Annotated in this window: 12 protein-coding genes; 8 read left to right on the top strand and 4 right to left on the bottom strand. The window is 67.5% G+C overall.

The features are described from left to right. Window positions 1-149 precede the first annotated feature (149 nt). Window positions 150-392 carry a hypothetical protein gene (locus tag FZ033_RS23195; RefSeq protein WP_149578429.1) on the top strand — a complete coding sequence of 81 codons (243 nt, stop codon included), beginning with the start codon at window positions 150-152 and terminating at the stop codon, window positions 390-392. A gap of 32 nt (window positions 393-424) precedes the next feature. Here the strand turns inward: FZ033_RS23195 and FZ033_RS23190 are convergent, their stop codons facing one another. The 3 genes from FZ033_RS23190 to hflK all read right to left on the bottom strand — a co-directional run bounded on the left by FZ033_RS23190 (window position 425) and on the right by hflK (window position 3494). Next, entirely contained in the window at window positions 425-1420 is a 996-nt protein-coding gene (locus FZ033_RS23190) for a TerC family protein (protein WP_149578428.1), read from the bottom strand. 101 nt (window positions 1421-1521) lie between these two features. After that, window positions 1522-2442, bottom strand: a complete 921-nt coding sequence (gene hflC, locus FZ033_RS23185; RefSeq protein ID WP_149578427.1) for a protease modulator HflC — start codon at window positions 2440-2442, stop codon at window positions 1522-1524. Continuing rightward, a complete protein-coding gene (gene hflK / locus FZ033_RS23180; RefSeq protein ID WP_149578426.1) occupies window positions 2439-3494 on the bottom strand; it encodes an FtsH protease activity modulator HflK in 1056 nt (351 codons plus the stop codon). The genes hflC and hflK overlap by 4 nt, the downstream gene beginning before the upstream one ends. 470 nt (window positions 3495-3964) lie before the next feature. Between hflK and FZ033_RS23175 the strand changes: the two genes are divergently transcribed. Further along, window positions 3965-4837: an undecaprenyl-diphosphate phosphatase gene (locus FZ033_RS23175; RefSeq protein WP_149578425.1), complete on the top strand. Its 873-nt coding sequence runs from the start codon at window positions 3965-3967 to the stop codon at window positions 4835-4837. A 12-nt stretch (window positions 4838-4849) separates the two neighbouring features. On the opposite strand, the gene FZ033_RS23170 is transcribed toward FZ033_RS23175, so the two are convergent. Next, the gene (locus FZ033_RS23170) at window positions 4850-5539 is read right to left on the bottom strand and encodes an aspartate/glutamate racemase family protein (RefSeq protein ID WP_149578424.1); all 690 of its coding nucleotides are present in this window, start codon (window positions 5537-5539) and stop codon (window positions 4850-4852) included. Window positions 5540-5916: 377 nt separating this feature from the next. Here FZ033_RS23170 and FZ033_RS23165 point away from each other — a divergent pair, with 377 nt between their 5' ends. The 6 genes from FZ033_RS23165 to FZ033_RS23140 all read left to right on the top strand — a co-directional run bounded on the left by FZ033_RS23165 (window position 5917) and on the right by FZ033_RS23140 (window position 12824). Beyond that, window positions 5917-7599 (top strand): ABC transporter substrate-binding protein, encoded by a 1683-nt coding sequence (locus FZ033_RS23165; protein WP_149578423.1) that lies wholly within the window; start codon window positions 5917-5919, stop codon window positions 7597-7599. A gap of 67 nt (window positions 7600-7666) precedes the next feature. Further along, the gene (locus FZ033_RS23160) at window positions 7667-8611 is read left to right on the top strand and encodes an ABC transporter permease (RefSeq protein WP_149578422.1); all 945 of its coding nucleotides are present in this window, start codon (window positions 7667-7669) and stop codon (window positions 8609-8611) included. A gap of 4 nt (window positions 8612-8615) precedes the next feature. Beyond that, window positions 8616-9503, top strand: coding sequence for an ABC transporter permease (locus FZ033_RS23155; RefSeq protein ID WP_149578421.1), 888 nt, complete (start codon window positions 8616-8618; stop codon window positions 9501-9503). After that, window positions 9500-10579, top strand: a complete 1080-nt coding sequence (locus FZ033_RS23150) for an ABC transporter ATP-binding protein (protein ID WP_188079658.1) — start codon at window positions 9500-9502, stop codon at window positions 10577-10579. Before FZ033_RS23155 ends, FZ033_RS23150 begins: the two co-directional genes overlap by 4 nt. Next, window positions 10576-11556: an ABC transporter ATP-binding protein gene (locus FZ033_RS23145; RefSeq protein ID WP_149578420.1), complete on the top strand. Its 981-nt coding sequence runs from the start codon at window positions 10576-10578 to the stop codon at window positions 11554-11556. The genes FZ033_RS23150 and FZ033_RS23145 overlap by 4 nt, the downstream gene beginning before the upstream one ends. Further along, the gene (locus FZ033_RS23140) at window positions 11556-12824 is read left to right on the top strand and encodes a Zn-dependent hydrolase (protein WP_149578419.1); all 1269 of its coding nucleotides are present in this window, start codon (window positions 11556-11558) and stop codon (window positions 12822-12824) included. Before FZ033_RS23145 ends, FZ033_RS23140 begins: the two co-directional genes overlap by 1 nt. Window positions 12825-12830: the final 6 nt, after the last annotated feature.

Genomic DNA, 12830 nt, shown 5'->3' with positions numbered 1-12830 from the left:
ATATGGCTTCGTCGAAGTCCAACGCAAGAGAAATTGCGTGTAAAGCGGAGTGCACGGGCCAGCACTGACGCTTCGGCACCGTCGAATGGCCAAGACTTCGGTGCTAGCTTCGCCACGGGACCTTTCAAGGTCCCGTGGGAGGATCGACAATGAAAACACTCGCCCTCGCCCTGGCCCTCGTGGCCATCTCCGCCGCCGGCGCCTTCGCAGACACCTGCACCGCCACCGTTGCCAGCAAGAGCCTTGCGGGCGCAGCCAAGACCAGCTTCCTCACCAAGTGCCAGAAGGATGCAACGGCCGTCTGCGAGACCCAGGCCGCGGAAAAGAAGCTCTATGGCGCGGCCAAGAAGAGCTTCACCACCAAATGCGTGGAGGATGCAGTCGGCAAGTAGGCGCGGCGACAGTCGGCACGGCGGCGGCCAGCTCAGCCGAGCCGGCTTCCGGCGGCCACGACGGTCGCCATCACCACCGCGATCACGCAGAACAGCAGGATGAGGCCGACGAGGACGAGCCGGTCCCCCGTGCCTTCCGCCGGGGCGACGGCCTCCTGATCGTCCTTCGCCGCCAGCAGGACGCCAGGCAAAGCCGGAAGGGACGCTACGAGAAGCGCAGGCGCGGGCGCCTCGACCTTTCGGGGCGCGGGCCGCACCGGCGCGCGGGGCTTTGTTGCGGCTTGGCGGGGCGGGGCGCCACTGGCCAAGGCGACATTTGTCTCTGCGAAGCGCGCCTGCGCCGTGATCCGGCCCTCGACCAGCACGAACACCACGGAAGCCAGCGGCACCAGCACCGACAGCGCTTCGGCGTGCGATGCGATCCAGCCGGACCACAGCGGATCGGACACGATCATCCCGCCCGCCACCCAGCCGAGGAAGGCGGTGCCGACGAGGATGATCGCCGGAAAATGCTTCATCGCCTCGGTGACGATGAGGCTTCCGAAGAAGATCAGGGGCACGCTGAACAGCAACCCGCCGATGAGATAGAGCAAATTGCCTTCCGACACCGCGGCCAGGGCCACCACATTGTCGAGGCTCATGATCGCGTCCACGATCAGGATGACGAAGACTGCCCCCATGAAGCCGCTGTCGTTGTTGATCGACGGATCGAGACCGGGGCGAGGGGCGCCCTCCCGCCGCCGCAGATGTTCTCCCGCGAGCAGGTTGATGGCGATGACGAGGAGCAGCGCCCCGCCGACGATTTTCAGCAGCGGGATGGTCAGCAGGATCCCCGCCACCGCCGCAATGACCAGCCGGAAGAAGATCGCCCCTGCCGCGCCGAGGGCGACCGCCTTGGGCACTTGCTGCGCCGGCAGGCCACGGCACGCCAGCGCGATGACGATGGCATTGTCGCCGCTCAGCAGCAGGTCGATGAAGAAAATCTTCAGGCTGATGCCGATCCAGGAGAGGTCAGCGCCGAGATCCATGGGGTGCCTCCTCTGCGGTCAGCGCGCGGCGCGGGGCGCGGCGCACATGCATGCCGTGCGTCCGGCGCGCGACCGCCGCCGGATGGGGTTGTCGGCATGCCTCATTGCTTTGAAATACCTTCGGCCCGCGCGGTGGGCTTTTCGCCGCCAGCCGGCTCGGGGGACGGCCCCCGCGTCAGCGCGCCGAGGAAGTCCACGTCCGGCGACAGCAGCAGAGTCGGGGAGGCCCCGGCCAGCGTCTGGCGATAGGTCTGCTGGGTCCGCAGGAACGTGTAGAAGGTGGGGCTGCGATCATAGGCGTCGCCGAGGATCTGGGAAGCCGTGGCATCGGCCTCGCCGCGGGTGACCTTGGCCTTCTGCTGGGCCTCGGCCAGGATGACGGTCTTCTGCCGGTCGGCGCGGGCCTGGATTTCCTGCGCCCATTCGAAGCCCTGGGCGCGCAGCTCCTTGGCCTCGCGCTGGCGTTCGGATTTCATGCGGTCGTAGATGGCCTGGCTGGTTTCCGCCGGCAGGTCGGCCCGCAAAAGACGCACCTCCACCACGTCCACGCCGAGCGACCGGCTGCGCTCGATCACCTGGGTGCGGATGGCATCGATGATACGGTCGCGCTCGGTGGACAGGAGATCCACCAGCTTCGCCTGCCCCAGTTCCCTCCGCACCGCCGAGTTGACGATCTGCGCGAGGCGCGACTGGCCCTGCTCGATGCCGCCCACCGCCTGGTAGAAGGCCAGCGGATCGCTGATGCGGAAGCGGGTGTAGGTGCTCGCCTCGATGCGTTTCTGGTCGCCCAGGATGATCTGCTCGGCGGGCGGCTCCAGCGACACCAGCCGGCGCTCGAAGAAGATCACCGTATCGATGAACGGAACCTTGAAGTACAGGCCGGGGTCGTCATGGACCGCCAGCGGCATGCCGAGGCGCACCACCAGCGCCCGCTGCGTCTCCTCCACCGTGAAGGCGAAGGACAGGGCCACGGCACCGAGAATCAGGGCTGCGGCCAGAGCAACGAAACCATAGCGCTTCATTTGACCGCTCCCGCGACCGGGCCCTCGGCGACCGCGGCCTGCTTCGGCCCGGGCTCCATCAAGGGCAGGTAGGGCACCACGCCGCCGCCGTGGGCGGACAGGTCCACGATCACCCGCCCGGAGCGCTTCAGCAGTTCGTCCACGCCTTCCAGATAGAGCCGGCGCATGGTCACATCCTTGTGCCGCTCATAGGCGGCGGCGACGGCGAGGAAGCTCTGGGCCTCGCCACGCGCCAGGTCCACCACCTGCTCGCCATAGGCGGCGGCTTCCTGGGTGATGTGCTCGGCCTCGCCGCGGGCGTGGGGCAGCATGTCGTTGCGATAGGCTTCCGCCTCGTTGCGCGCCCGCTCCTGGTCCGCCCGCGCCCGCTGCACGTCGTTGAAGGCGTCGATGACGGCGGGCGGCGGGTCGATGCGCAGCAGCTGCACCTGGGTGATGGTGATGCCGGCCTGGTACTTGTCCAGCAGCCGCTGCAGCACCACCTCGGTCTGCTGGGCGATCTGCTGGCGCTTGTCGGAGAGGGCCGACTGGATTGGATTCTGCCCGATGACCTCGCGCAGGGCGCTCTCGGCCGCGACCCGAAGCGTGCCTTCCGCATCGGCCACCTTGAACAGGAACTGCCCGGCATCGCGGATGCGCCAGAACACCACGCCCTCCGCCTCGACGATGTTCTCGTCCCCGGTCAGGATCTGGTTGCGCTCGCGGGAGCCGTCGCGCTTGCCGATGACCAGCTGGTTGATCTGCGTGGTCTTGGGCAGCAGCGCGGTTTCGATGGGATAGGGCCAGTGATAGTGAACCCCCGACGCCTGCGTCGAAACCCACTTGCCGAAGTGCAGCACGATGCCCTGCTCGTCCGGCTGGACCCGGTAGAAGCCGCTCGCCGCCCACAGGAACACGAGGATGCCGGCGACCATGAACGCCCCCCGACGCCCGAAGTGCGGCAGGCGCAGCATGTCCGCCACCTGATCCCGCGCCAGCGCCTCGAACGGCTCCCGCTCCTGCGGGGGCGGGCTGGCGTTCTCCTCGCGCGGCACCGTGTCTATATTCGCCATTGAGACTGACCTTGGGACAGGTAATGGGCGCGATGACCTTCGGTAAGACGTTTTTTCAACTGTCATCGAGCTTGGCTAAACACGAATTTTCCGCCCGTCCTATCTGCGTTTTTTTGGATTTGACCAGTCCGCCACCTGTCGCGTGTCTCGCCCCGAATTCCGCAGGAGAGCGATTGTCGTGCAGTTTCAGATCGCTGGCGGTGGGCGGGAGGTGGATTAAATATCCGTAACACGCGGTGTGACGCGCCACTGCCGCAACGCCAGCCCACCCGGTGCCCCAGGGGCAGCAAAGCGGCGCGGTTTCTACATTCCGCAACGCCACTGCGCTGACAACGCGCACCCTGCCCGGTTCCGGCGCGTTCCCGAAACGGTTAGTCAAAGACCTCGGCGCCACGTTCCCCCGCGCCGCGCGATGGGGGCGGCGGCAGGCGGATCATCCTCGTCTTCATCTGCAATTGGAAACCGACATCATGGCCAGCGTCTGCACGAGCGGGGTGGACACGGGATTCGTTGCCCTCGGCACCACCAAGGTCGCGGTTCTCGGCGTGGTTCAGGGGATCACCGAACTCCTGCCCATTTCCTCCACGGCACACATGCGCATCGTCCCGGCGGTGCTCGGCTGGCCGGATCCCGGCTCCGCCTTTTCCGCGGCCATGCAGCTCGCCGCGCTGTTCGCTGTGGTGACCTATTTCTGGTCGGACCTGCGCGCGCTGGCCTGTGGCTCGCTGCGCGCCGTGCGCACCGGGGATTATGGCGCCCACGCCCCGCGCACGGTGCTGGGCATCATCCTCGGCACCTTGCCCATCGTCATCGCCGGCGTGCTGCTGAAGGACAAGCTGAACGCCTGCGGCTCCGCGTTCCGCGAGCTGTGGGTGATTGGCGCCGCCAGCCTGGTGATGGGCCTGCTGCTGGCCCTGGCCGAGCTGGTCAGCCGCCACACCCGCTCGTTCGAGCAGATCAAGCTCAGCGACGCCATCGTGGTCGGCCTCGCCCAGGTGGGCGCGCTGATCCCCGGCGTCTCGCGCTCGGGCTCGACGCTGACGGCGGCCATGTTCCTCGGCCTCAAGCGCGAGGATGCCGCCCGCTTCTCCTTCCTGCTCGGCCTGCCGGCCATCTTCGCCGCCGGCGTGAAGGAACTGCTGGTGCTCCACCAGGCGGGCCTCGATGCTCAGGGCTGGCTGGTGCTGGGCGTGGGCCTGGTGACGGCCTCCCTTTCGGCCTTCGTCGCCATCTGGACCTTGATGAAGGTGATGGAGCGCCTCTCCGCGTGGCCCTTCGTGTTCTACCGCATCGCCATGGGCACCTTCCTGCTGGTCGCGGTGGCGAGCGGGTCCCTGTCCTGAAGCCGGACAGCCTCAGCCCCCTCGCCTCAAGCCCAGCCGGGCCAAGGCGAGGGCCTGCTCGAAGCCGGCCGTGAGGGAATCGAGAACCGGCACCGGCGCCTCGCCAGCGAGCGCCGTGCCATAGCCCGCCAGCGCTGCACCGGCGACGATGACCACGTCCGGCGCCTGGCGGGCGATCACCTCGTCCACCGCGGCGCGCACCAGCTTCAACCCCTCCTCCCGGCCGGTGGCGACGGCGAGGGCATCGCCTGGCACCACATGGATGCCGGCGCAGCGCGCCTCCAGGGCGGTGCGCCGCATCAGGTCGCGCAGCATGGCCGGCCATGCAGCCCCCACCGTGACGATGGAAAAGCGCTCCCCCAGTTGCAGGGCGGTGAGGATGCTGGCTTCCGCCATGCCCGCCACCGGGAAGCCGTGCTCCACCCGGAGCGCCTCGATGCCCGGCTCGCCGAAGCAGGCATAGAAGCAGGCATCGAAGGGCGCGCGGCCCGCCGCCTCCTCGCCCTCCACCGCCACGCGCACCGCGTCCTGGACCGCATGGGTGGCCACCGCCACGGCGGCGCGCGTCGACACATAGGGCATGCCGAAGGGCGCCGTCGCACCGATGAGCTGCACATTTTCGGGGCATATAGGCTTCAGTGCCGCAATCATGCGCTCCGTTACGGCGGCAGTGGTGTTTCCGTTCAGCACCAGGATCTTCAAGGCGGCCTCGCCGGGTCATAAAGGGTGGATCGCCGGCGACACTACGTGGCCATGGGATTGGACCGCAATCGGAACGGTAAGATGGTCTCCCGCCCGACCTTCGCAGGCGGCTTCGGCGCATGGCCATTCCGATCCGGAGACTCACGTGCCCGGGGGAGCCCCCTACCGGAACCCTTCCAGTCAGATCCAGATCGCATACCAAAGCGCAGTCATTGCCCCATGTTTAGGCAAAAATATAAATCGTGGATGATTTGACGACAAATTTTTCCATCCTTCCGCAGCGATAGCTTCGTTCTGGGCGGTTCCCGGGGCGTGGCACGCCGGTTGCTAATGAACTGGGCATCTCGTGAATTGGGCATCCCGCCGCAAAGGACTCCATGATGCTGCAAACTGAAAAGCGGATCCGCTCCGGTCGCCCCACCCTGAAGACCGCCGCCCTTCTGCTGGCCACAAGCTTTGCGTGCATCGCGCCGGGCATCGCCGGTGCCGAGACCACCCTGCGCATCGGCATGACCGCCGCCGACATTCCGCGTACCCTCGGCCAGCCCGACCAGGGCTTCGAGGGCAACCGATTTACCGGCGTCACCATGTATGACGCGCTGGTGAACTGGGACCTGTCCTCCGCCACCAAGCCCAGCGTGCTCATCCCCGGCCTTGCCACCGAATGGAAGGTGGACGACGCCGACAAGACCAAGTGGGTGTTCAAGCTGCGCCCCGGCGTCACCTTCCACGACGGCTCGCCCTTCAATGCGGACGCCGTGGTGTGGAACGTGGGCAAGGTGCTGAACAAGGAGGCGCCGCAGTTCGACGCCAGCCAGGTGGGCGTCACCGCCTCGCGCATGCCCACCCTGGTCTCGGCGAAGAAGATCGACGACCTGACGGTGGAGCTGACCACCAAGGAGCCGGACAGCTTCCTGCCCTACAACCTCACCAACCTGTTCATGGCGAGCCCCACCCAGTGGCAGAAATTCTATGATGCCGCCGAGGGCGCCGACGCCAAGGCCAAGGCAGCCGCCGCCTGGACCGCCTTCGCCAAGAACGCCTCGGGCACCGGCCCGTGGAAGATGACCAATTTCGTGCCCCGCGAGCGGCTGGAGCTGGTGAAGAACGAGGCCTATTGGGACAAGGCGCGGGTGCCCAAGACCGACAAGATGATCCTCCTGCCCATGCCGGAGGCCAACGCCCGCACCGCAGCCCTCATGGCCGGCCAGGTGGACTGGATCGAGGCACCCGCCCCCGACGCCATTTCCCAGCTGAAATCCCGCGGCTTCAAGATCGAGAGCAACGAGCAGCCCCACGTGTGGCCGTGGCAGTTCTCCCGCATCGAGGGCTCGCCGTGGAACGACATCCGCGTGCGCAAGGCGGCGAACCTCTGCATCGACCGGGAAGGCATGAAGGACGGCCTGCTGGGCGGCCTCATGGTGCCGGCCACCGGAACCGTGGAGCCCGGCCATCCTTGGCGCGGCAACCCCACCTTCCAGATCAAGTATGACGTGGCCGCCGGCCAGAAGCTGATGAAGGAGGCCGGCTTCGGCCCCGGCAAGAAGCTGCCGGTAAAGATCCAGACCTCCGCCTCCGGCTCGGGCCAGATGCTGCCCCTGCCCATGAACGAATATCTCCAGCAGGCGCTGGCGGACTGCTACTTCGACGTGCAGCTCGACGTGATCGAGTGGAACACCCTGTTCACCAACTGGCGCAAGGGCGCCAAGGACCCGAGCGCCAGCGGCGCCAACGCCATCAACGTGACCTATGCGGCCATGGACCCCTTCTTCGCCATGGTGCGCTTCCTGCAATCGGGCATGGCGCCGCCGGTGTCCAACAACTGGGGCTTCAACAACAATCCGCTGTTCGACGAACTGGTGAAGAAGGCCCGCACCTCGTTCGATCCCGCCGCGCGGGACGCGGCGCTCGCCGAGCTGCATGCCGCCTCGGTGGACGACGCCGCCTTCCTCTATGTGGCGCACGACGTGGGACCGCGCGCCATGAGCCCCAAGATCAAGGGCTTCGTGCAGCCCAAGAGCTGGTTCGTGGACTTCTCCCCCGTCTCCATCTCGCAGTGATGCCTGAACCGGAACGCGGGGTGCTGAACACGCCCCGCGTTTTCTTCCCCCTGCGCAAGGTGGCCCCGTGCTGGTCTATATCCTGAGGCGGATCATCTATGTGATCCCGATCGTCATCGCTGTCGCGCTGGTGTGCTTCCTTTTGGTCCATATCACACCGGGCGACCCGCTGGTGGCAGTGCTGCCGCCTGACGCCTCGGCGGAGCTGGCAGCGCAGATGCGCGCCGCCTACGGCTTCGACCGGCCGCTGCCGGTGCAGTTCGGCCTGTGGGTGTGGCAGGCGCTGCACGGCAATCTCGGCACCTCCATCGCCACCGGCCGACCGGTGCTCGCGGAGGTGACCCAGGCGGTGGGCAACACCTTCATCCTCGCGGTGACGGCCTCCCTCATCGGCTTCTTCTTCGGCGTCTTCTTCGGCCTCATCGCCGGCTATTTCCGCAATACGTGGGTGGACAAGCTCGCCACCTCCATCGCGGTCGCCGGCGTGTCCGTGCCCCACTACTGGCTCGGCATGGTGCTGGTCATCATCTTCTCGGTGTGGCTCAACTGGCTGCCGGCGGTGGGCAACGGGCCGGGCGGCTGGGCGTGGGACTGGGTGCACATGCGCCACCTCATCCTGCCCGCCGTCACCATGTCGGTAATCCCCATGGGCATCGTGACGCGCACCGTGCGCGCGCTCACCGGCGACATACTCTCGCAGGATTTCGTGGAGGCGCTGCGCTCCAAGGGCCTGAAGGAAACCCAGGTGTTCCGCCACGTGGTGAAGAATGCCGCCCCCACCGCGGTGGCGGTGATGGGCCTGCAGCTCGGCTACCTGCTCGGCGGCTCCATCCTCATCGAGACGGTGTTCTCCTGGCCGGGCACGGGCTTCCTGCTCAATTCGGCGATCTTCCAGCGTGACCTGCCTCTGCTGCAGGGCACCATCCTGGTGCTGGCGCTGTTCTTCGTCTTCCTCAACCTCGTGGTCGATATCGCCCAGGCGTCCATCGATCCGCGCATCAAGCGGAGCTGAGGACATGAGAGCCACATCCGACGCCGCCCTCCAGGCCGCTCCGGTCCAGAAGGCCCGCGGCTATTGGGCCACGGTGGGCCGCCGTTTTTCCCGCGACAAGGTCAGCATGGTGTGCGCGGCGGTGCTGCTCGCCATCGTGCTCGCCGCCATCTTCGCCCCCTGGCTCGGGCTGGCCGATCCCTACCAGGGCTCCATGGTCCGCCGGCTCCGGCACATCGGCACGCCGGGCTATCTTCTCGGCACCGACGAACTCGGCCGTGACATGCTCTCCCGCCTCATCTATGGCGGGCGGCTCTCGCTGCTCATCGGCATCCTGCCGGTGGTGCTCGCCTTCGGCATCGGCACCAGCCTCGGCCTGCTCGCCGGCTATCTGGGCGGGGCGGTGAACACCGTCATCATGCGCACCATCGACGTGTTCTACGCCTTCCCCTCGGTGCTGCTGGCCATCGCCATCTCCGGGGTGCTGGGGGCGGGCATCGTCAATTCCATCGTCTCGCTCACCATCGTGTTCGTGCCGCAGATCACCCGCGTGGCGGAGAGCGTGACCACCTCGGTGCGCAACCTCGATTTCGTGGACGCGGCGCGGGCCTCCGGGGCCGGGGCCATCACCATCATGCGGGTGCACATGCTGGGCAACGTGCTCGGCCCCATCTTCGTCTATGCGACGGGGCTGATCTCGGTGTCCATGATCCTGGCCTCGGGCCTGTCCTTCCTCGGCCTCGGCACCAAGCCGCCGGAGCCAGAATGGGGCCTGATGCTGAACACCCTGCGCACCGCCATCTATGTCAATCCGGGCGTGGCCGCGCTGCCGGGCGTGATGATCTTCGCCGTCTCCATCTGCTTCAACATGCTCAGCGACGGGCTGCGCAGCGCCATGGACATCCGCAATTGACCCTCATCGAGCCCCTCCCTGAGCCCATCCTCGAGCCCTTGGCGGACATCGGCGGGCCGGCCCAGCCGCTGCTCGACGTGAAGAACCTCACCAAACACTTCCCCGTGGGCGGCGGCTTCCTCGCCGAGAAGAAGACGGTGCGCGCGGTGGACGACGTGTCGTTCTCCATCGCCAAGGGTGAGACGGTGGGCATCGTGGGCGAGAGCGGCTGCGGAAAATCCACCACCGCGCGCCTGCTCATGCATCTCATGCCCCGCAACGCCGGAGAGATCCTGTTCGACGGCGAAACCGTGGGCGGGACCCTCGGCATGCGCGACTTCCGGCGCGGCATGCAGATGGTGTTCCAGGACAGCTACGCCTCCCTCAACCCGCGCCTGACCATCGAAGATTCCATCGCCTTCGGCCCCAAGGTGCATGGCATCCCCGACCGTGACGCGCGGGCGCTGGCCCGCGAGCTGATGGACAAGGTGGGCCTGCGCCCGGAAGTGTTCGCCAACCGCTACCCCCACGAGGTGTCCGGCGGCCAGCGCCAGCGCGTCAACATCGCCCGGGCGCTGGCGCTGAAGCCGCGCCTCGTCATCCTCGATGAGGCGGTCTCGGCACTGGACAAGTCGGTGGAAGCGCAGGTGTTGAACCTGCTCACCGACCTCAAGCGCGAGTTCGGCCTCACCTATCTGTTCATCAGCCACGACCTCAACGTGGTGCGCTACATCTCCGACCGTGTGCTGGTGATGTACCTCGGCCAGGTGGTGGAGCTGGGGCCGGTGGACGAGGTGTGGGACGGCCCGGCCCATCCCTATACGCGCGCCCTGCTCGCCGCCATGCCGGCCCTCGATCCCGACCAGCGCACGCAGGAGCCACCCATCACCGGCGACCCGCCCAATCCCATCGATCCGCCGCCGGGCTGCCGCTTCCACACCCGCTGCGCCTTCTTCGAGCCGGTGTGCGCCGAGGTCTGCCCTGCCCTCTCGCCGGTGGCCGGCGGCGCGCATTCGGCCGCGTGCCACATGGTCATTCCCGGCTCCGGCCACAGCCGCGCCCCCAAGGCCGGCGAGATTGCGGGAGCGACCCCATGACGGCGCCCCTGGTTGATATCCGCGACCTCACCATCCGCTTCACCGGCGAGCGCACGGTCTATGCGGTGAACGGCGTCTCGCTCTCCCTCGGCGAGGGCGAGGTGCTGGGCCTGCTGGGCGAATCCGGTTCCGGCAAGAGCGTGACCATGCGCGCGCTCATGCGGCTTCTGCCCAAGAAGCGCACGGTGATCAGCGGCAGTGTCAGCGTGGCCGGGCAGGATGTGCTGGCCATGGACGACGCCACCCTCTCCGCCTTTCGCGGGCGCACCGTCTCCATGATCTTCCAGGAGCCGGCGCTGGCGCTGGACCCGGTCTATACCATTGGCCACCAGATCGCGGAATCGGTGAAGCGCCACGAGGGGGCGAGCCACGTCACCGCCATGGCACGGGCGCTGGAGATGCTGGAGCTGGTGCGCATCCCCTCCGCCAAGCGCCGGCTCGAGGCCTATCCCCACGAAATGTCCGGCGGCATGCGCCAGCGCGCCATGATCGCCCTCGCCCTCGCCTGCAAGCCCAAGATCCTGCTGGCCGACGAGCCCACCACGGCGCTGGATGCCACGGTGCAGATCCAGATTCTGCTGCTGCTGCGCGAATTGCAGCGGGAGATGGGCATGTCGGTCATCTTCGTCACCCACGATATCGGGGTGGCCATCGAGATCTGCGACAAGGTGGCGGTGATGTATGCCGGCCAGATCGTGGAGACCGGCACCCTGGGCGAGATCGTGCGCACGCCGCGCCATCCCTATCCCCAGGGGTTGCTCGCCTCCACCGTCCACGGCGCCAAGCGCGGCGCGCGGCTGCAGACCATTCCCGGCACCCCGCCTTCGCTGGATGCCGCACCCGCGGCCTGCTCCTTCGCCCCGCGCTGCGCCCACGCACAGCAGCGTTGCACGGAGCGCCTGCCTCCGGACGTGGAACTTGCCCCCGGTCGGACGGTAAGGTGCGTGCTGGCTGAAAATCCCGTTCCGGTGACCTGATGACCGCGCTGTCGACCCCTGCCCTGTCCAATCTCCAGATCAATGCCGACCGCCTCTGGAGCACCATCCTTGAAACCGCGCAGTTCGGAGGCACGCCGAAGGGCGGCGTCAAGCGCCTGACCCTGAGCGAGGAAGACCGCCAGGTGCGCGACTGGTTCCGCGCCGCCTGCGAGGCCGCCGGCTGCACCGTGAGCGTGGATGCGCTGGGCAACATGTTCGCCCTGCGTCCGGGCAAGGACCCGGGCAAGGCGCCGCTGGGCATCGGCTCCCATCTCGACACCCAGCCCACCGGCGGCAAGTTCGACGGCGTGCTCGGCACGCTGGCCGCACTCGAGGTGGTACGCGCGCTCAACGACGCCGGCATCGAGACCGACGCGCCTTTGTGCGTGGTCAACTGGACCAATGAGGAAGGCTCGCGCTTCGCCCCGGCCATGATGGGCTCGGCCGGCCATGTGGCCGACCTGCCGCTGGCAGACATCCTCGCCCGCACCGATGCGGAGGGCGTGAGCGTGGGCGAAGCCCTCGACGCCATCGGCTATCGCGGCGCGGTGCCGCTGGGCACCCAGAAATTCAGCGGCTTCCTGGAGCTGCACATCGAGCAGGGGCCGATCCTGGAAGCGGAGAACGTCACCATCGGCGTGGTGGAGCACGGCCAGGGCATCATCTGGTACGACGGGCGCATCACCGGCTTCGAGAGCCACGCCGGCTCCACCCCCATGCACCTGCGCAAGGATGCCCTTGCTACCCTTTCAGAGATCGTGCTGGCCGTCGAAAAGCTGGCGGTGGAGCTGGGGCCGAACGCCGTGGGAACGGTGGCGGACATCACCATCGCCCGGCAGTCGCGCAACGTGATCCCTGGCGAGATCACCTTCGCCGCCGAGTTCCGCACACCGGACGCCGGCATCCTCGAAGCCCTGGACAAGGGCCTTCAGGCGGCGATCGTGCGCATCGCGGAGAAGCGGAAGGTGAGCCTTGAGCTCGACACCATCTGGCGCAAGGAACCCACCCATTTCGATCCTGCCGTCACCGGCGCGGTGGCCGCTGCGGCGCAGAAGCTGGGCCTCAGCCACCGGCCCATGGTCTCGGGCGCGGGCCATGATTCCTTCCACCTCGCCACCATCGTGCCGACGGGCATGATCTTCGTGCCGTGCAAGGACGGGGTGAGCCACAACGAGCTGGAATCCGCCACCAGGGACGACTGTGCGGCGGGGGCCAACGTGCTGCTCCACGCCGTGCTGGCGCTGGCCGGCGATGCCGCAAAAGCGTGAGACGCA

The sequence above is a fragment of the Xanthobacter oligotrophicus genome, from assembly GCF_008364685.1.
Lineage (GTDB): Bacteria > Pseudomonadota > Alphaproteobacteria > Rhizobiales > Xanthobacteraceae > Xanthobacter > Xanthobacter oligotrophicus.
This window is presented reverse-complemented; position numbering and strand designations above follow the sequence as displayed.

What these genes read in the sequence shown, in the direction of transcription:
- FZ033_RS23155 (WP_149578421.1), top strand. Translation starts at nt 8,616, where the DNA reads ATGAGAGCCACATCCGACGCCGCCCTCCAGGCCGCTCCGGTCCAGAAG.
- hflC (WP_149578427.1), bottom strand. Translation starts at nt 2,442, where the DNA reads ATGAAGCGCTATGGTTTCGTTGCTCTGGCCGCAGCCCTGATTCTCGGT.
- FZ033_RS23190 (WP_149578428.1), bottom strand. Translation starts at nt 1,420, where the DNA reads ATGGATCTCGGCGCTGACCTCTCCTGGATCGGCATCAGCCTGAAGATT.
- hflK (WP_149578426.1), bottom strand. Translation starts at nt 3,494, where the DNA reads ATGGCGAATATAGACACGGTGCCGCGCGAGGAGAACGCCAGCCCGCCC.
- FZ033_RS23175 (WP_149578425.1), top strand. Translation starts at nt 3,965, where the DNA reads ATGGCCAGCGTCTGCACGAGCGGGGTGGACACGGGATTCGTTGCCCTC.
- FZ033_RS23195 (WP_149578429.1), top strand. Translation starts at nt 150, where the DNA reads ATGAAAACACTCGCCCTCGCCCTGGCCCTCGTGGCCATCTCCGCCGCC.
- FZ033_RS23145 (WP_149578420.1), top strand. Translation starts at nt 10,576, where the DNA reads ATGACGGCGCCCCTGGTTGATATCCGCGACCTCACCATCCGCTTCACC.
- FZ033_RS23165 (WP_149578423.1), top strand. Translation starts at nt 5,917, where the DNA reads ATGATGCTGCAAACTGAAAAGCGGATCCGCTCCGGTCGCCCCACCCTG.
- FZ033_RS23140 (WP_149578419.1), top strand. Translation starts at nt 11,556, where the DNA reads ATGACCGCGCTGTCGACCCCTGCCCTGTCCAATCTCCAGATCAATGCC.